The 17,632-nt window shown below is 66.0% G+C and carries 22 protein-coding genes; 15 read left to right on the top strand and 7 right to left on the bottom strand.

The genetic code is table 11. The annotated features are described in order from the left end of the window. The first annotated feature begins 21 nt into the window (after window positions 1-21). From mnmG to QMO14_RS03895, 7 genes are all read left to right on the top strand, one after another. Complete coding sequence (gene mnmG, locus QMO14_RS03925; protein WP_301504636.1) at window positions 22-1,965, top strand: tRNA uridine-5-carboxymethylaminomethyl(34) synthesis enzyme MnmG; 1,944 nt, start codon at window positions 22-24, stop codon at window positions 1,963-1,965. Continuing rightward, window positions 1,962-2,615 (top strand): 16S rRNA (guanine(527)-N(7))-methyltransferase RsmG, encoded by a 654-nt coding sequence (rsmG, locus tag QMO14_RS03920; protein WP_301504634.1) that lies wholly within the window; start codon window positions 1,962-1,964, stop codon window positions 2,613-2,615. The genes mnmG and rsmG overlap by 4 nt, the downstream gene beginning before the upstream one ends. A 126-nt stretch (window positions 2,616-2,741) precedes the next feature. Further along, window positions 2,742-3,356 (top strand): LysE family transporter, encoded by a 615-nt coding sequence (locus QMO14_RS03915; protein WP_301504633.1) that lies wholly within the window; start codon window positions 2,742-2,744, stop codon window positions 3,354-3,356. A 21-nt stretch (window positions 3,357-3,377) separates the two neighbouring features. After that, entirely contained in the window at window positions 3,378-4,298 is a 921-nt protein-coding gene (locus tag QMO14_RS03910) for a ParA family protein (RefSeq protein WP_126020717.1), read from the top strand. A 42-nt stretch (window positions 4,299-4,340) separates the two neighbouring features. Continuing rightward, window positions 4,341-4,886 carry an alpha/beta hydrolase gene (locus tag QMO14_RS03905; protein WP_301504630.1) on the top strand — a complete coding sequence of 182 codons (546 nt, stop codon included), beginning with the start codon at window positions 4,341-4,343 and terminating at the stop codon, window positions 4,884-4,886. Then, window positions 4,886-5,851, top strand: coding sequence for a ParB/RepB/Spo0J family partition protein (locus QMO14_RS03900; protein WP_301504628.1), 966 nt, complete (start codon window positions 4,886-4,888; stop codon window positions 5,849-5,851). Before QMO14_RS03905 ends, QMO14_RS03900 begins: the two co-directional genes overlap by 1 nt. A 118-nt stretch (window positions 5,852-5,969) precedes the next feature. Continuing rightward, window positions 5,970-6,866, top strand: a complete 897-nt coding sequence (locus tag QMO14_RS03895; protein ID WP_301504626.1) for a CsgG/HfaB family protein — start codon at window positions 5,970-5,972, stop codon at window positions 6,864-6,866. An 89-nt stretch (window positions 6,867-6,955) separates the two neighbouring features. On the opposite strand, the gene QMO14_RS03890 is transcribed toward QMO14_RS03895, so the two are convergent. After that, entirely contained in the window at window positions 6,956-8,380 is a 1,425-nt protein-coding gene (locus QMO14_RS03890; protein ID WP_301504624.1) for an FAD-binding oxidoreductase, read from the bottom strand. Window positions 8,381-8,452: 72 nt separating this feature from the next. Between QMO14_RS03890 and QMO14_RS03885 the strand changes: the two genes are divergently transcribed. From QMO14_RS03885 to QMO14_RS03870, 4 genes are all read left to right on the top strand, one after another. Continuing rightward, a complete protein-coding gene (locus tag QMO14_RS03885) occupies window positions 8,453-8,959 on the top strand; it encodes a DinB family protein (protein ID WP_301504622.1) in 507 nt (168 codons plus the stop codon). Between the two features lie 20 nt (window positions 8,960-8,979). Next, window positions 8,980-9,570, top strand: coding sequence for a cob(I)yrinic acid a,c-diamide adenosyltransferase (locus tag QMO14_RS03880; protein WP_301504620.1), 591 nt, complete (start codon window positions 8,980-8,982; stop codon window positions 9,568-9,570). Beyond that, window positions 9,567-9,935 carry a hypothetical protein gene (locus QMO14_RS03875; protein WP_301504619.1) on the top strand — a complete coding sequence of 123 codons (369 nt, stop codon included), beginning with the start codon at window positions 9,567-9,569 and terminating at the stop codon, window positions 9,933-9,935. Before QMO14_RS03880 ends, QMO14_RS03875 begins: the two co-directional genes overlap by 4 nt. A 110-nt stretch (window positions 9,936-10,045) precedes the next feature. Next, entirely contained in the window at window positions 10,046-10,573 is a 528-nt protein-coding gene (locus tag QMO14_RS03870) for a class IV adenylate cyclase (protein WP_301504617.1), read from the top strand. Here the strand turns inward: QMO14_RS03870 and QMO14_RS03865 are convergent. Both QMO14_RS03865 and QMO14_RS03860 read right to left on the bottom strand, forming a co-directional pair. Beyond that, window positions 10,551-11,189: a GDSL-type esterase/lipase family protein gene (locus QMO14_RS03865; protein ID WP_301504615.1), complete on the bottom strand. Its 639-nt coding sequence runs from the start codon at window positions 11,187-11,189 to the stop codon at window positions 10,551-10,553. The genes QMO14_RS03870 and QMO14_RS03865 overlap by 23 nt on opposite strands. Before the next feature lie 176 nt (window positions 11,190-11,365). After that, entirely contained in the window at window positions 11,366-11,788 is a 423-nt protein-coding gene (locus QMO14_RS03860) for a helix-turn-helix domain-containing protein (RefSeq protein WP_301504613.1), read from the bottom strand. Window positions 11,789-11,930: 142 nt separating this feature from the next. Here QMO14_RS03860 and QMO14_RS03855 point away from each other — a divergent pair, with 142 nt between their 5' ends. Together QMO14_RS03855 and QMO14_RS03850 are read left to right on the top strand one after the other, a co-directional pair. Further along, window positions 11,931-12,524, top strand: coding sequence for a dihydrofolate reductase family protein (locus QMO14_RS03855; RefSeq protein WP_301504611.1), 594 nt, complete (start codon window positions 11,931-11,933; stop codon window positions 12,522-12,524). A 127-nt stretch (window positions 12,525-12,651) separates the two neighbouring features. Then, window positions 12,652-13,080: an RcnB family protein gene (locus tag QMO14_RS03850; RefSeq protein WP_301504609.1), complete on the top strand. Its 429-nt coding sequence runs from the start codon at window positions 12,652-12,654 to the stop codon at window positions 13,078-13,080. 102 nt (window positions 13,081-13,182) lie between these two features. Here the strand turns inward: QMO14_RS03850 and QMO14_RS03845 are convergent, their stop codons facing one another. Together QMO14_RS03845 and QMO14_RS03840 are read right to left on the bottom strand one after the other, a co-directional pair. Next, complete coding sequence (locus tag QMO14_RS03845; protein ID WP_301504607.1) at window positions 13,183-13,446, bottom strand: hypothetical protein; 264 nt, start codon at window positions 13,444-13,446, stop codon at window positions 13,183-13,185. Window positions 13,447-13,573: 127 nt separating this feature from the next. Then, the gene (locus QMO14_RS03840) at window positions 13,574-14,518 is read right to left on the bottom strand and encodes a CysB family HTH-type transcriptional regulator (protein WP_301504604.1); all 945 of its coding nucleotides are present in this window, start codon (window positions 14,516-14,518) and stop codon (window positions 13,574-13,576) included. A 180-nt stretch (window positions 14,519-14,698) separates the two neighbouring features. Here QMO14_RS03840 and QMO14_RS03835 point away from each other — a divergent pair, with 180 nt between their 5' ends. Together QMO14_RS03835 and QMO14_RS03830 are read left to right on the top strand one after the other, a co-directional pair. Then, a complete protein-coding gene (locus QMO14_RS03835; protein WP_301504602.1) occupies window positions 14,699-15,301 on the top strand; it encodes a TetR/AcrR family transcriptional regulator in 603 nt (200 codons plus the stop codon). Window positions 15,302-15,525: 224 nt separating this feature from the next. Further along, window positions 15,526-16,443 (top strand): alpha/beta fold hydrolase, encoded by a 918-nt coding sequence (locus QMO14_RS03830; protein WP_301504600.1) that lies wholly within the window; start codon window positions 15,526-15,528, stop codon window positions 16,441-16,443. 20 nt (window positions 16,444-16,463) lie between these two features. On the opposite strand, the gene minE is transcribed toward QMO14_RS03830, so the two are convergent. After that, on the bottom strand, window positions 16,464-16,742 hold the full coding sequence (gene minE, locus QMO14_RS03825) for a cell division topological specificity factor MinE (protein ID WP_019653579.1): 279 nt from the start codon (window positions 16,740-16,742) through the stop codon (window positions 16,464-16,466). A gap of 3 nt (window positions 16,743-16,745) precedes the next feature. After that, window positions 16,746-17,561, bottom strand: coding sequence for a septum site-determining protein MinD (gene minD, locus QMO14_RS03820; protein ID WP_020723003.1), 816 nt, complete (start codon window positions 17,559-17,561; stop codon window positions 16,746-16,748). Window positions 17,562-17,632 lie beyond the last annotated feature (71 nt).

Raw genomic sequence — 17,632 nt, 5'->3', positions numbered from 1 at the left:
AGTTGTGCGCTCCCACTCCAAATGCTGTACCCCGAAGAATTCGACGTGATCGTCGTCGGCGGTGGCCATGCCGGCACCGAAGCCGCGCTCGCCGCCGCGCGCATGGGCGCCAAGACGCTGCTGCTCTCCCACAACATCGAGACGCTGGGCCAGATGAGCTGCAACCCGTCGATCGGCGGCATCGGCAAGGGCCATCTGGTGAAAGAGGTCGATGCGCTTGGCGGTGCGATGGCGATCGCGACGGACGAGGCCGGCATCCAGTTCCGCATTCTCAATTCGAGCAAGGGTCCGGCCGTGCGCGCCACGCGTGCACAGGCGGACCGGGTTCTGTACAAGGCGGCCATCCGTCATCGGCTGGAGAACCAGCCGAACCTGAGCCTGTTCCAGCAAGCGGTCGACGACCTGATGGTGGAGGGCGATCGCGTGGTCGGCGCCGTCACGCAGGTGGGCATTGCTTTCCGTGCGCGGACCGTGGTGCTGACTGCAGGGACTTTTCTCGACGGGCGCATCCACGTCGGGCTCGACAACTACCAGGCCGGGCGCGCGGGCGATCCGCCGGCCGTCAGCCTGTCTGCGCGGCTCAAGGAGCTGAAGCTGCCGCAAGGCCGGCTCAAGACCGGTACGCCGCCGCGACTCGACGGGCGCAGCATCGATTTCTCGAAGTGCACCGAGCAGCCGGGCGACGGCATGCCCGGCGGGGCAGGGCCGATGCCGGTGTTCAGCTTCATGGGCCGCGCGGACATGCATCCGCAGCAGATGCCTTGCTGGATCACCCATACGAATGCGCGCACGCACGAGATCATCCGCTCGGGCTTCGACCGCAGCCCGATGTTCACCGGCAAGATCGACGGCGTCGGGCCACGCTACTGCCCGAGCGTGGAAGACAAGATCAACCGCTTTGCCGACAAGGAAAGCCACCAGATCTTCCTGGAGCCCGAAGGCCTGACGACCAACGAGTACTACCCGAACGGGATCTCGACGAGCCTGCCGTTCGACATCCAGTACCAGCTGGTTCGCTCGATGCCTGGGCTGGAGAACGCGCACATCCTGCGGCCGGGCTATGCCATCGAGTACGACTACTTCGATCCGCGCGAGCTCAAGAGCAGCTTCGAGACGCGTTCGGTCAAGGGGCTGTTCTTCGCCGGGCAGATCAATGGCACCACTGGCTACGAAGAAGCCGCGGCCCAAGGGCTGTTCGCCGGCATCAACGCCGCGCTGCAATGCCGTGGCGAAGATGCCTGGCTGCCGCGCCGCGACGAAGCCTATCTGGGCGTGCTGGTCGACGACCTGATCACCAAGGGCGTGACCGAGCCGTACCGCATGTTCACCAGCCGCGCCGAGTTCCGGCTGCAGCTGCGCGAGGACAACGCCGACATGCGCCTGACCGAAACCGGTCGGAAGCTGGGCCTCGTTGATGACGAGCGCTGGGATGCTTTCAGCCGAAAGCGCGATGCTGTTTCACGTGAAACAGAGCGGCTCAAGTCGATCTGGGTGAACCCGCGCAACCTGCCGGCTTCGGAGTCGGAGCGGGTACTGGGCAAGGCTATCGACCACGAGTACAACCTCGCCGATCTGCTGCGCCGGCCCGACGTGAGCTATGAGACGCTGATGACGCTGGACGGCGGCAAGTACAGCGCCCAGGCTCCGCTGAGCGAAACCGAGATCGAACAGATCGAGATCTCGGCCAAATATTCCGGCTATATCGAGCGTCAGCACGACGAAGTGGAACGCGCCGCGCACTTCGAGAACCTGAAGCTGCCCGCCGATTTCGACTACAGCCAGGTCAAGGCGCTGAGCTTCGAAGTTCGTCAGAAGCTGAGCAAGCATCGGCCCGAAACACTGGGCCTGGCTTCGCGTATCTCCGGCGTGACGCCGGCCGCCATTTCCCTGCTGATGATCCATCTGCGAAAGGGCGGCCACAAGGCTTTCGCCCGCGATGCTGCCACGGAAGCCGCTGCCGAATGAAGGCGCCGATCGATACGCTGCGCGCAGGCGCGGCCGCCATGGGTGTGGCGCTGTCCGATTCGCAGGCCGAGCGGCTGCTGGCCTACGGCACGCTGATGCTCAAGTGGAACAAGGTCTACAACCTCACGGCACTGCGCGATCCGGCCAGCGTGTTGACGCATCACCTGCTCGACAGCCTGGCGGCAATCGCTCCGCTTCAACGCGAGTGGGCAGGGAAGGGCAAGCTGCTGGACGTGGGTTCCGGCGGCGGTTTACCCGGTGTGGTGATCGCCATCATGCGACCCGATCTCGAGGTGAGCTGCCTTGATGCAGTGGCCAAGAAGGCGGCGTTCGTCCAACAGGTTGCAGCTGAACTGGAATTGCCGAATCTTCGCGGACTCCATGCCCGGGTCGAGTCCTTGGCCGGCAGCTATGAGGTCATCAGCTCCCGTGCCTTCGCTTCGCTGCCGGATTTCTTCAACGGCTCGATGAGTCTGCTCGCACCGGGCGGCGTCTGGCTGGCCATGAAGGGCAAGGTTCCGGCTGACGAACTGGCCGTCGTGCCCAAGGGCGTGTCTGTGTTTCACGTGGAACAACTGACGGTCCCGGGCCTGGACGCTGAGCGCTGCATCGTCTGGGCTCGCAAGGCTGCCGCGGAAACCGGCGCCTGATTCGCAAAAAAGAGGGCGCGACACCGGTAAAAGCCGGTGTCCGAACGATCTTCGCGGCAGTGTGCTCGCTTAGACTCGATGCCTCCCTCGGGTCTCTTTCCCGGCTCGCTTTTTCGAGGCAAACCCATGTTCGGCATCGCTGACTACGGCGCATTCGTCGCCGCCATCATCCTGTTCCTTCTGATTCCCGGTCCGGGCAATCTGGCGCTGATCACCTCGACCAGCAAGGGCGGCATCCGTGGCGGTCTTGCCGCGACGGCCGGCGTGATCGTCGGCGATCAGTTCCTCCTCTGGGCTGCGGTGGCCGGCGTGTCTGCTGTCATGGCCGCCTACCCGGCTGCCTTCAAGGCGGTGCAGTGGCTGGGCGCCGCTTACCTCGGCTGGATGGGCATCAAGATGCTGATGGCGAAGCCCGGCTCGGCCCCCATCCTCAACATCAAGCCCGGCCACTTCATGCGCCAGGCCTTCACCATCACGCTGCTGAACCCGAAGGCGATCGTGTTCTACATGGCCTTCTTCCCGCTGTTCGTGGACCCGGCCCGGCATCAGGGCCTGATCACTTTCGGCGCGATGGCTGTGACCATCGCCGCGCTGACCTTCTTGTACGGCCTGACCTCGACGCTGCTCACGCACTTCCTGGCCGAGCGCATTCGCGCGAATCCCCGCATTTCCACCACGCTCGAAAAGCTTGCCGGCAGCTTCCTGATCGCCTTCGGCGTCAAGCTCGCAATCTCGCGCTGATCGATCGACCCCGGTACTCACATGGCCAAGATTTTCTGCATTGCCAATCAGAAGGGCGGCGTCGGCAAGACCACCACCACCGTCAATCTCGCCGCCGGTCTGGCGAAGGTCGGCCAGCGCGTGCTGATGATCGACCTCGATCCGCAGGGCAATGCCACCATGGGTTCGGGCATCGACAAGCGCGAGCTGGAACTCACTGTGTATGACGTGCTGCTCGAATCGGCCTCGGTGGCCGAAGCGCGGGTCAAGGCCGACAAACTGGTGGAAGGCGGTTGCGGCTACGACGTGCTGGGTGCCAACCGCGAGCTCGCGGGCGCCGAAGTGGAAATGGTCGCGCTCGACCGCCGCGAAAAGCGCCTGCGTACCGCGCTGGCAGCCGTCGGCGCCGAGTACGACTTCGTGCTGATCGACTGCCCGCCCAGCCTGAGCCTGCTGACGCTGAACGGCCTGTGCGCCGCCCATGGCGTGATCGTGCCGATGCAGTGCGAGTACTTCGCGCTCGAAGGGCTGACCGACCTGGTCAACACCATCAAGCAGGTGCACGCCAACCTCAACAAGAACCTGCAGATCATCGGCCTGCTGCGCGTGATGTTCGACCCGCGCATCACGCTGCAGCAGCAGGTGAGCGAGCAGCTCAAGTCCCACTTCGGCGACAAGGTGTTCGACACCGTCATCCCGCGCAATGTGCGGCTGGCCGAGGCGCCGAGCTACGGGCTGCCCGGCGTGGTGTTCGACCCGGCTGCGCGTGGCAGCCAGGCCTTCATCGCCTTCGCCCAGGAGCTGGTCGACAAGATGCCGCCCGCGAGCGCCTTTGCGTCGGGCGCGGTGGCTCCTCCGATTGCGCCGGTCGCGCGCATCACGCCCGACCTGCCCATTCCCGATGACGTCATGGCGCCTGCCGCCGCGCCGGCCACAGACTCGACCAGTGAAAACAACGCCTGAGGGCTTCTTGCATTTTGCAAGTCGCTATCAAATCAGTAGCAAATGACAGAGCCTCGCATCCTGCTGCTGCCCGGTTGGCAGAACAGCGGCCCCGGCCATTGGCAGACCCGCTGGGAATCCGTCCATGGCGATCACCGCGTCGAGCAGCATGAGTGGATGCGCCCGCTGCGCGGCGACTGGTCCGCGCGGCTGGAAGAAGAAGTGCTGGCCTCGCCTGGCCAGGTGGTCTTCGCGGCGCACAGCCTCGGCTGCATCCTCGTCGCCGCCTGGGCCGCGCATTCGCGCAACACGCACAAGGTACGCGGCGCGCTGCTGGTTGCACCCGGAGACGTGGAGAGCGACAGCCTGCGCCACCTGATCCCGGGCTGGTCGCCCATCGTGCGCAAGCCGCTTCCGTTCCCGGCGGTGCTGATCGCCGCCAATGACGATCCTTATTGCGAATCCTCGCGCTCGCGGCAGCTTGCCGCCGACTGGGGCGCGCGCTTCGTCGATGCCGGCGCGCGCGGTCACCTGAACGCCGAATCGGGCCTGGGCGACTGGCCCGACGGCCGGAAACTTCTGAACGAAATCTCGAAAGAAAAGAACTGATGGCGACCAAGAAACCCAAGGGACTGGGCCGCGGCCTCGAAGCGCTGCTGGGCCCGACGGCTGCTCCTTCCGCCGACAACAGCGGCAGCGGCAGCGCGGCGGATGCGGAAGAGGGCGGCGCCCCGAGGAACCCGAGCACGCTGATGCTCGACCAGATGGTCGCCGGCGTCTACCAGCCGCGCACGCGCATGGACGAGGGAGCTCTCTACGAACTGGCCGAGAGCATCAAGGTGCAGGGCATCATGCAGCCGATCCTGGTGCGGCGGCTCGATCCCGAATCGGCTGCGGCCAAGAACGCCGAATACGAAATCATCGCGGGCGAACGGCGCTTCCGTGCCGCGAAGCTCGCCGGCCTCGACAGCGTTCCGGTGCTGGTGCGCGATGTGCCCAATGAAGCCGCCGCGGCGATGTCGCTCATCGAGAACATCCAGCGCGAGGATCTCAACCCGCTCGAAGAAGCCCAAGGCCTGCAACGCCTGGTGACCGAGTTTGGGCTCACTCACGAGCAGGCGGCCCAGTCCGTCGGCCGTTCGCGCAGCGCTGCGAGCAACCTGCTGCGCCTGCTGAACCTGGCCGAGCCCGCGCAGCAGATGCTGATGGCCGGCGATATCGACATGGGCCACGCCCGCGCGCTGCTGTCGCTGGACCGCGGCACGCAGATCACGGCGGCCAACCAGATCGCCGCCAGGAAGATGTCGGTGCGCGAGGCCGAGTCGCTGGTGAAGAAGCTTGCGGCCGAGTTCACGCTCACGCCCTCGCGTCGCAGCAACGACGGCGAGAAGTCGCGCGACCTGCAGCGAGTGGAAGAAGAACTGGCCGACTTGCTCACCGCCGAAGTCGAGGTGCGCATCAAGAAGCGCAGCAAGCGCGGTGGCCGCGTGGAGGAGAGCGGCGAGCTCGCGATCCACTTCGGCTCCATCGAAGCACTCAACGGATTGATCGAGCGCATCCGCCGAACGGCCTAGTGTTGCGAATCGAGGCTCCGGCATTCGTTTGATTGATTCCTGCAATCCTTTGCGCGTATCCTCGACCGCTGGTTTTTTCAACCCCAGTTCTCTGAACAAACAGAGGGAGTAGTCCACCATGCAGCTCACCAGGTTTCCGCTAGCGGCCATCGCCGCCGGCGCACTTCTTCTCACCGGTTGCGCCGCGACCGACATGCAGATGGGCAGCCAGTCGGCCAAGACCATGGCCACCGGCAGCGCCGCGGGCGGAGCTACCGACAACGCCAGCAGCCAGCTCGAGCGCTGCGAATCGCCTCTGGGCACCGTCTCGCTCATCGAGAACCAGAGCGCAGGCTGGTACACCATCCTCACCGGCGAATACCGCCTGCCTCCCACGGCCAACCTGCTGCGCCTGCTGGTGCAGCAATCGAACTGCTTCATCGTCGTCGAACGCGGCGCGGCCGGCATGAACGCCATGACGCGCGAGCGCGCACTGCAGCAGTCGGGCGAAATGCGCGGCGGCAGCAACTTCGGACGCGGCCAGATGGTGGCCTCCGACTACGGTCTCTCGCCCGAGATCGTGTTCAGCAACAGCGATGCCGGCGGCATCGGCGGTGCGCTCGGCGGCCTGGTGGGTGGCGGCCGTGGCCGTGCACTCGCGGCCATCGGCGGCAGCATGCAGACCAAGGAAGCCAGCGCGCTGCTGACGCTGATCGACAACCGTTCTGGCGTGCAGGTCGCCGCCTCCGAAGGCAGCGCCTCCAAGACCGACTTCGGCGCCTTCGGTGCGCTCGCCGGCCGCAGCGCGGGCGGCGGCCTCGGCGGCTACACCAACACGGCCCAGGGCAAGGTGATTGCCGCGGCCTTCATGGACGCCTTCAACCAGATGGTCCGTTCGCTGCGCAACTACAAGGCGCAGACGGTGCGAGGCCAAGGGCTTGGCGGCGGCGGCCGACTGGGCGTGGATGGCGGCGCGGCACCGTCGCAGACCTACGTGCCGGCCGAGAAGGCTCCGGCGCGCCGCCGCAGGAACTGATCGATCGATCGATCGGCGATCACCGCACGGCAAAAAGCCCGGGGCTCTTGAGAGCCGCCGGGCTTTTCTTCATCGAGCGCCGGAAGTGATCAGAGGCTGAAGATCTTCCCCGGATTCATGATGTTCTTCGGATCGAGCGCGCGCTTGATCGTGCGCATCATGTCGATCGCGCCCACGCCCGCCTCGTTGACCAGGAACTCCATCTTGTGCAGCCCCACGCCGTGCTCGCCGGTGCAGGTGCCTTCAAGCGCCAGCGCGCGGCTGACCAGCGAATGGTTCAGCTCCTCGGCCTTCACGCGTTCCTCGGGAATGTTCGGGTCGAGCAGGTAGCCGAAGTGGAAGTTGCCGTCGCCCACGTGGCCGACGAGGAAGTAGGGGATGCCGCTGGCATCGGCTTCGGCCACCGAGTCGAGCAGGCAGTCGGCCAGGCGCGAAATCGGCACACAGGTGTCGGTCGAGATGACACGACAGCCGGGCCGCGACTGCACCGCCGCGAAGTAGCTGTTGTGCCGCGCCGTCCACAGGCGCGTGCGTTCTTCCGGCGTGCTGGCCCACTCGAAGGCGTTGCCGCCATGGCCGCTCGCGAGTTCCTGCACCGTCTCGGCCTGTTCCTTCACGCCGGCGGGCGAGCCGTGGAACTCCATCAGCAGCATCGGCTCTTCGCGCAGGTTCAGCTTGGCGTAGGCGTTCACCATGCGCACCGTGTTCACGTCGATCAGCTCCACGCGCGCGATCGGCACGCCGAGCTGGATGGTCTCGATGGTGGTGCGCACGGCGGCCTCGATGCTCGGGAAGGAGCAGATCGCCGCAGACACAGCCTCGGGCAGCGGATAGATCCGCAGCGTGATCTCGGTGACCACGCCCAGCGTGCCTTCGCTGCCCACCATGAGGCGCGTGAGGTCATAGCCGGCCGACGACTTCTTCGCGCGCGTGCCGGTGCGGATGACGTTGCCCGCGGCCGTCACCACTTCGAGCGCCAGCACGTTCTCGCGCATCGTGCCGTAGCGCACCGCGTTCGTGCCGCTGGCGCGCGTGGCCGTCATGCCGCCGATGGAGGCATCGGCGCCGGGGTCGATAGGGAAGAACAGGCCGGTGCTCTTGATCTCTTCGTTGAGCTGCTTGCGCGTGACCCCGGGCTGCACCGTCACCGTGAGGTCGTCGGCATTGACCGACAGCACCTTGTTCATGCGCGACACGTCGATGCTGATGCCGCCCTGCACCGCAAGCAGGTGGCCTTCGAGCGAGGAGCCCACGCCGAAGGGAATGACCGGCACGCTGTGTTCGCTCGCGAGCCTCACCGCGTCTGCAACATCCTGTGTGCTTTCGGCGAACAGCACGGCGGAGGGGGGCGGGGCGTCGAAGGAAGACTCGTCGCGGCCATGTTGCGTGCGCACCGCCATCGCCGTGGAACAGTTGGCGCCGAAACGTGCCTTCAGCGCCTCGATCAGGCTGTCGGGTACTTCGCGCAGATGAAGCTCCGGCAGCAGGTGCGAGGTTTGGGTCGGGGCATTCATCGGGCGTCTCCTGGCGGGTGAGGGGGATCGGTCATTCTACGGAGCGAGCACCATAATGCGCTTCGGAAAAACATGAACCCCACCACACTCAGCGCCCTTGCGGCCTTTCCTTCGCAGCTGGAGGCCCACTACGCGGCCATTCCCTTCGCCTTCAGGCACTGGGCGCCGCCCTCGTGGGAGGGCGTGCCCAGCGAGGCCTTCACCGCCATCGAGCAGCTCTGCCATGTGCGCGACATCGAGATCGAGGGCTACCACGTGCGCTTCCGACGCACGCTGGCCGAATCGCATCCGACGCTCGCATCCATCGACAGCGAACCGCTGGCCATCGAGCGCAACTACGGCGCGGCCGACGCGGCACAGGTGCTGGCCGATTTCCGCATGGCGCGCATTCAGACGATGGAGATCATCTCCAGCCTGAGCGACGCGCAGCTCGCGCGCACGGCCGTGTTCGAGGGCTACGGTCCGCTCACCATGCGCAGCCTCATCCACTACCTCTGCAGCCACGACCAGCAGCATCTCGCGGGCCTGCAATGGCTGGCCGGCAAGATCGACGCGGCCACCGTCGTCGAGCGGCACTGAAAAGAACGGAAGGAGCCTCCATGGGCAACCGGCTTTCCCAGATCGCCACCCGCACCGGCGACGACGGCACCACCGGCCTCGGCGACAACACGCGCGTGTCGAAGGACAACCTGCGCGTGCACGCGATGGGCGACGTGGACGAACTCAACTCGCACATCGGCGTGCTGCTGTGCGAGCCCATGCCCGAGCCCGTGCGCGAGTTGCTGGTCGACGTGCAGCACCAGCTCTTCAACCTCGGCGGAGAGCTGTCGATGCCCGGTTTCACGCTGCTGAAGGCCGAGGCGCTGCTGCAGCTGGACAACGCACTGGCCGAGCACAACGCCGCGTTGCCGCGCCTGGCCGAATTCATCCTGCCCGCGGGCACGCGCGCGGCCTCGCTCGCGCATGTGTGCCGCACCGTGGCGCGCAGGGCCGAGCGTGCGGTGGTGGCGCTGGGTGCCATCGAACAGCTCAACGACGCGCTGCGGCAATACCTCAACCGGCTCAGCGACCTGCTCTTCGTGCTCGCGCGCGTGCTCAACCGCATGAACGGCGGCGACGACGTCTACTGGAAGAGCGAGCGCATGGCGCGTGCAGCCGCGGCCGAGGCAGACAACAAGGAGGCCCCATGAAACCGTCGAAGAACACCATCCTTCACTCGGCATTCGCCACGGCGATGGTGGTGGCCCTCTGGCTGCCGGCTGGTGCCGCGCAGGCCCAGAGCGCCGACAACCCGCCGAAGGCGCAGCGCGCCCACACGCTCAAGTCGCCCTCGCGCGGCGGCAAGGTGGTGGGCAGCGTGCAGCGCGGCACCAATGCCGCCGGCCGCGGTATCGACCGCGCGGATGCCGCCACGCGGCGCGGCGTCAACAACGTGTCCGAGAAGGCCAGCCGGCCTGTGCGCAGGGTGGGCGAGGCCTTCGGTCGCAAGCTCTCGCCGGGCTCGAGCGGTCGCGCGGCGCCGCCGTCCGTTGGGCCGCAGGGCAACGCGCCTTGACCGTCAATCCAGGAACACCGTGGAACCGGCTGTGCCGGACCACCGGTGTTGCCCCCGGAAGGGGGTTGGCGAAGCGACACGAAGTGCGCGAAGCCTGGGGGAGAACCTGAATGGCAAGAAACATCGAGATCAAGGCCCGCATAGACAGCGTGGACCGCTTGGCAGGCATCGCTGCAGCCCTGGCCGACAAGGGCCCCATCGAAATCGCCCAGGACGACACCTTCTTCCGCTGCACCGACGGCGCCGACCGCCTCAAGCTGCGCACCTTCGCGCCCGACCGCGCGGAGCTGATCTTCTATCGCCGCGCCAACAGCAGCGGTCCGAAGGAATCGTTCTACCTGATCACGCCCAGCACCACGCCCGACGTGCTGCGCGAATCGCTCACGCTCGCATGGGGCCAGGCGGGCCGCGTGCGCAAGCAGCGCCGGCTGTTCCTCGCGGGCCGCACGCGCATCCACCTCGATCGCGTGGAAGGACTGGGCGAGTTCCTCGAACTCGAAGTGGTGCTGGAGGAGGGCGAGTCCGCCGACGCCGGCATCGCCGAGGCGCATGCGCTCATGGCGCGACTGGGCGTGGGTGCGGACCAGCTGGTGCAGGGCGCCTACGTCGACCTGATCAACGCCAGCCAGCGGACTTGAACTGCTCCGCGAGGAGCTGCGCGACCTTCTCGTAGCCTCGCGCATTTGCATGGATGCGGTCGGAGCGCAGCGAGGAATCCGACAGCACGCTCGAATACACGTTTGCCACCAGCAGTGCCTGCTGCGCCTTCGCCACCTCTTCGTAGAACGGCGCATCGCTGAGCGAACCCACCACCGCGCGCATCGCGTCGGGCGAGGGCGTCGCCAGCACGGCGACATAGGGCGTGTGCGCACGCGCCTGGGTGATCAGTTCCACGAGGTTGTCCCGCGTGGCCGCGGCCGACACGCCGCGCAGCATGTCGTTGCCGCCGATGCCGATCAGGATCGCGTCGTAGCTCGCGCCGTTCAGCAGCCCCGGCAGGCGCTGCAGCGCGCCTTCCGAGGTGTCGCCGTTGACACCCGCGTTCTCCACCTGCCAGCCCGTGATCTCGCCCAGCTTCACCGGCCATGAGGCCTCGGGCGATGCGCCGTAGCCGAAGGTCAGGCTGTCGCCCAGGGCCAGCACGTGGGCACCGGACTTCAACGCCGTGGCCGATGCCTTGCGTTTGCCGCAGGCCGCCAGGAGGGTCGCCGCGGGTATGCCCGCCAGCAGATGGAGGAGGTGTCGTCGCTTCATGTGGCGCGCAGCTTAAACGCAGCCAGACGACGCGCGAGGGCTTGTCCCTTCGCTTGCAAAGCGCATGGGCCTCGCCGACCGAGTCCGGTTCAATGAACAGGAGGCAGCGTTGCGATTCGACCTTGCCATCGAGCGGCGCGTTCTCGAATCCAGCCGCCGGCACGAGCGTTGCCCTTCTAGTGCAAACCCAGATGCGCCTTGCGCAGTCCGGCACGCATCTTCTTCTGCAGCGCGGCGCCGCCCTTTTCCAGCGTGGCGGCGGGCGCGCCGCTCTCCTTGGTCACCGGGCGATGCCTGCGGCCCCAGATGCCGATCTGCGTGACCACCGGCAGCAGGTCGATACCCATCGGCGTGAGGCTGTAGATGGCCTTTTGCTTGTGGCTGGGGTCGTCCGCCCTCGAGAGCACGCCGTACTCGACCAGCTTGTTCAAACGCTCCGTGAGGATGTTGGAGGAAATGCCTTCCTCCGACTGCAGGAACTCGCGGAAGTGGCGCTTGCCCGCGAACATCATGTCGCGAACGATCAGCAGGCTCCACCGGTCGCCGAAGACTTCGAGCGCGAGGTTGATCGGGCATGCCGACTTTTCGCTGGAGGCCATGGTCTTTCCGATCTTTTTCAAAAACTGCTTGCATTTTGATATCGGTTGATCAACACTGCAACCGATTGCATTTAGCAAGCAGTTCTTCAACTCTTGCCGGCTGCTGCTGCAGCTTGCCGGCAACGATTCGAGAGGAATGCGCATGACCAGAAAGCTCATCCTGCAAATGCAGATGTCGGTCGATGGCTACGTGTCGGCGGCCGATGGCAGCCTCGACTGGCAGCTCTGGGGCTGGGGCGATCGTTGGGGCTGGGACGAAGATTTGAAGCGCGACTTCAACGCAGTCTTCGAAGGCATCGACACCATCCTGCTGAGCCGGCTCATCGTGGAAGAGGGCTACCTCGATCATTGGGGCCGTGCTGCGAAGAACTTTCCCGCGAACCCGCACTACGCCTTCGCGCGGAAGATCGTCGATGCGCGCAAGGTCGTGCTCACCGACAAGCTTGCTTCCTCGCGATGGGAGCGCACCGTCATCGCGCGCGGCGACATGGCCGAAGAGGTGAATGCGCTCAAGCGCGAGCCTGGCAAGGACATCATCACGATTGGCGGCGTGGGTTTCGCGTCGGCGCTGGTTACGGCGGGGCTGGTCGACGAGTTCCAGTTCTTCGTGAACCCGACGGCCGTGGGCGCGGGGCGCTCGGTGTTCCACGACCAGCGCAACGGCCACAAGCTGCGGCTGCTGCGCTCGACGGCCTACGAGAGCGGGATGGTGGTCAACCGCTACGTGCCGGCCTGATGCAGGACAAGGCGCCGCGCGGATACCGGTGCTTACCTGATTTCACCTGACCGCGACCTGAAGCGGCCGAATCGGACACATGCGCGGCACACAATGGACTCGTCATCAACGCATGAAGGAGTTCCGGATGAAAACCAACTCGAAGATCATGGCCGTGGGCGCCGCGGCACTCGCGATGTGCATGGCCGCAGGGAGTGCCTTTGCGCAGGATCGCCGCTTCGACAACAACAACGGCCGCCCCGGCGATGGCCGCTACGAGCACCGCGACCGCAATTTCGATCGCCGTGGCCCGCATGGCGACCACTACCGCGGCAACCAGGACTTCCGCGATGGCCGCCAGTTCGACCGCCGTGGCTTCCCGCAGCCGCATACGGAATGGCGCCGCGGTGGCCGCGTGCCGCAGGAGTACCGTGGCCGCAACTACGTGGTGCAGGACTGGCGCGCCTACAGGCTCCAGCAGCCGCCCCGTGGCTATCAGTGGGTGGGCGTGGGCGGCGACTTCGTCCTCGCGGCCATTGCCACCGGTGTGATCGCGAACATCATCGCCGGCCAGTAAGCGCGTACCGCAAGCCGACCGGGCAACACAAAACCGCCACGGGCAACCGTGGCGGTTTTTCTTTTGAGGGATTGAAAGAGGAGCGAACGCCGGAGCCGGTCTTCAGACCAGCGCCGTGGGTACCGACTGGGCGCAGATGTTGCGCCCCGTGATGGTCAGGCGAAGACCGCCGCCATGCCACTCGAGCCAGTTGAGGCTCACATACGCGTCGATGTCGGCGTCGTCGATGCGGTCGGCCTGGCGGCTCTGCAGCAATTCGACCGTGGCGGGCAATGTCCGTCTCAGCCGTTCCCTGCGCTCCGCTGCATCGGCCGCCTTCTGGGAGGCCCTTGTTTGCTGTTGCTGCTGCGAGGTCGACGATGCCATTGCTGATCCATTTCCAGGAAGCCAGGGAATTAACCCGAATGTACGCCGCCTGTGTGAAGCTGCATTCTTCTTTTTTAACCATTCTGTCGTCCGCAGTACACACCTGCCCACAGCTTCTGGACAAAGCCTAGATTTCGTAGTGGGAGGCCTTTTCTTCGTCTCCCAGAGCTCCTTCGACGACGGCGCGCGTCAACGTGGGTGCGAAAGATTCGATGAAGGCGTAGACGTATTTGCGCAAGTAGGTGCCGCGCCTCACGGCCAGCTTCGTGAGGTTGATGCCGAAGAGCCTTCCCGCATCGAGCGCACGAAGCTGCGTGTCGCGCTCGGCCTCGTAGGCCACGCCGGCCACGATGCCCACGCCCAGGCCCAGCTGCACGTAGGTCTTGATCACGTCGGCATCCATCGCGGCCAGCACGATGTTGGGCCGCAGCCCGCGCTGCTCGAAGGCCTCGTCGATGCGCGAGCGGCCGGTGAAGCCGGTGTCGTAAGTGATGAGCGGGTAGCGCGTGAGCGCCTCCAGCGTGAGCGGCGCGTCGAGCAGCGGGTGCCCCGGCGGCACGATCACCGAGTGCGTCCAGCGGTAGCAGGGCAGGGCGACCAGCTGCGGATAGTCGCCCAGCGCCTCGGTGGCGATGCCCACGTCGGCTTCGCCGTCGAGCAGCATCTGCGCGATCTGCTTGGGCGAGCCCTGGTGCAGGTGCAGTTTCACGTTCGGAAACTGTGCGCGGAATTCCTGCACCGCCACCGGCATCGCATAGCGCGCCTGTGAGTGCGTGGCCGCCACCGAGAGCAGACCGCTTTGCTGCGCGACGAACTCCTGGCCTGCGTGCTTGAGGTTGCTGCTCTCCATCAGCATGCGCTCGATGATCGGCAGGACATGCCCGCCGGGCTCGGTGAGCCCGGTGAGCCGCTTGCCCGCGCGCACGAAGAGTTCGATGCCGAGCTCTTCCTCGAGCTCGCGGATCTGCCGGCTCACGCCGGGCTGGGAGGTGTGAAGGGTATGGGCGACCTCGGTCAGGTTGAAGCCGCAACGAACGGCCTCGCGTACCGAGCGCAGTTGTTGGAAGTTCATCTGGCGCGGAGGAGTCATCGAAGCCCCGGGTGGGGCCGACCGGCGATTCTCGGCAGGAGTGCTTGTTCGGGGAACGATGCGTTTGTTGGTTTCACATGAGCAAAACATCTTTGAGCCGCTCCGGCGAGGGCGCAGTACCTTATTCTTGTAATTTCGCACGACTGTGCTAAAGTCCGTCGCATGGACGCCAAGACCCAGAAAAGCGAACTCACCCGCGCCGCCATCGTCGGCGCGGCAATGAACCTCGCGCTCGCCGAGGGCCTGGAAGCGATCACGCTGCAGGCCGTGGCCAGCAAGCTGGGCCTGTCCAAGAGCGGCGTGTTCTCGCGCGTGGGTTCGCGCGAGGCGCTGCAGAAGGCCGTCATAGAGGAATACGGCCGGGGCTTCCTGGCCGAAGTTTTCGTGCCCGCCATGCAGAAGCCCAAGGGGCTGCCCCGGCTCAATGAGATCGTGGCACGCTGGATCGCCCGCATGCGCGACGTCGAGATGTACACCGGCTGCCTCTATACCGCCGGCGCCTTCGAGTTCGACGACCGGGAAGGCGAACTGCGCGAGATGCTGCTCGGAGAAATCACGCGCTGGCGTGCCGCGCTGCGCCGCACCGTGCTGCAGGCCATCGAAACCGGCGAGCTGAAGGCCGACACCGATCCCGCCCAACTCGTGAGCGAGATCAATGGCTTGACCATGACCCAGCTGCACGATGCACGCTTCCTGCGCGACCCGCAGGCCGCCGATCGCGCCACGCAGACCTGGCAGCGGCTTCTTTCAAGCTATCTCGCCTGAGCGAGCTCTTTCACGAGGCAGACGGATTTTTTCGCATTGCCACTTGCCAAAATTTCGCACATGCGTGCGATAAATAGGAGAAGCACCCATGCTGATCATTGCCCTGTTTCTTGTCGCCTACGCGGCCATCCTCGGCGTCAGGGAACTTCGCGACACCCTGCGCAGCCTGCCCCGCAGCAACCGCGACTGGGTCTGGTACTGAAGCCCGCAAGGAACGCCGATCCATGACGAGCACTCCCCCTTCGGCCGCCGGCCACGCGGCGCAGTCGAACTACTACCGGCCCAGTCGCACGATGCGTGCGCTGCGCTTCGGCCTCACCGCCTCGCAGCGTTTCTGGCCCGCGCTGGCCGTGCGCGCCGCCTATCGCGTGTTCGGTACCCCGCTGCCGCCCAAGTGGCTCTATCGCGGCCAGGGGCCCGGTGCCGAGTGGCGACGTGAAAGCTGGGCCTTCGAGAACGCGAGCGTGGGCATTTACCACCTTGCGGCGCAGGATTCGGGTGCCGAGTCTGCGCCGGTGGTGCTCTTGGTACATGGCTGGGGCGGGCACGCGGGCCAGATGCTGCCGCTCGCGCAGGCTCTGGCCGCACAGGGGCTGAGGCCCGTGCTGCTCGAACTACCGGCCCACGGCCGCAGTAGCGGCACGACGAGCAACTCGCCGCAGTTCGCGCGTGCCATCAGCTATGCCGCGGCCAGGTTCGAGGCCGATGGGCATGTGCTGCGCGCTGCCGTCGCGCATTCGCTGGGCGCCAACGCGCTGGCGCTGGCGGCGGCTCGCGGGCTGCCGGCCGAGCGCGTCGTGCTGCTCGCGCCGCCGGCTTCTCCGCGCGAATACACGCGCTACTTCGCTCACACCTTCGGGCTCAGCGAGGCCACGCGTCTCGCGATGCAGCGGCTCTTCGAATCACGCGAGGGGGTGCTGATGCCTCAACTCGAACCGGCGGCGGTGGGCCCGCGCATCGCGCAGCCCACGCTGATCGTGCATGACCGCGAGGACCGCGTGAACCGTTTCGCCGACGCGCAGGCGTATCGAGATGCCATCCCTGACGCGCAACTCGTCGCAACGCAGGGCTGGGGCCACCGCCGCATCCTCAAGGAAGCCGAGGTGTTGCGGCAGGTGGCGCGCTTCCTGGCACGGCGCTGAGCGCATGCCCGGTATTGCGCTCAACGCGCGGGCGTCGGGGCCGGATCCGGCAGCTCGATCTTGATGTCGAGCACTTCGAGGTTGTCCTGCGTCTCCAGGTTGACCTTGATGTCGTCCGCGTTGATGGACACGTACTTGGAAATCACCGCCACCAGCTCGCGCTGGAGTTCGGGCAGGTAGTCGGGCCGCTTCTTGCCGCTGAGGCTCGAGCGCTCGTGGGCGAGGATGATCTGCAGCCGCTCCTTCGCGACGCTGGCAGTCTTCTTCTTTTCGCCCAGCAGGAACGAGAGGAAGGACATGGGCTACTTGCTCCCGAAGATTCGCTTGAAGAAGCCCGGCTTCTCCGCCTCGACGAAGCGCATCGGCCGTTCCTCGCCGAGAAAGCGCGCCACCACGTCGGTGTAGGCCTGCGCCACGTCGGTTTCCTTGTCGTGGATCGCCGGCACGCCCTGGTTGGAGGCGTGCAGCACGCTTTCCGACTCGGGGATCACGCCGATCAGCTTGATGCGCAGGATGTCCTGGATGTCCTCCAGCGACAGCATCTGGCCGCCCGCCACCCGGTTGGGGTTGTAGCGGGTGATGAGCAGGTGCTCCTTGATGGGCTCGCCGCCTTCCTTGGCGCGCTTGGTCTTGCTGCTGAGCATGCCCAGGATGCGGTCCGAGTCGCGCACCGAGGACACCTCGGGGTTGGTCACCACCAGCGCCTCGTCGGCGAAGTGCATGGCCATCATGGCGCCGGTCTCGATGCCCGCGGGCGAGTCGCAGACGATGTATTCGAAGTCCATCGCGGCGAGATCGGCGAGCACCTTCTCCACGCCCTCCTGCGTGAGCGCTTCCTTGTCGCGCGTCTGCGAGGCTGCCAGCACGAACAGGTTGTCGCACTGCTTGTCCTTGATGAGCGCCTGGCTCAGGTTGGCCTCGCCCTGGATGACGTTGATCAGGTCGTACACCACGCGGCGTTCGCAGCCCATGATCAGGTCGAGGTTGCGCAGGCCCACGTCGAAGTCGATCACAGCCGTCTTCTTGCCCGCGAGCGCGAGGCCCGACGCGAAGCTGGCGCTCGTCGTCGTCTTGCCGACGCCGCCCTTGCCCGAAGTCACCACCACAATTTTGGCCATGGCCATTCCTTCTTGTTTCGATTCAGTTGTTGCTTGTCGGGGTCGCCGCATTCCGTGATCGGGTTCGTCCG

This window comes from Variovorax sp. CAN15 (genome assembly GCF_030462475.1).
Taxonomy (GTDB): domain Bacteria; phylum Pseudomonadota; class Gammaproteobacteria; order Burkholderiales; family Burkholderiaceae_C; genus Variovorax.
The sequence above is the reverse complement of the archived record's forward strand: the minus strand, read 5'-3'. Positions and strand labels throughout refer to the sequence as shown.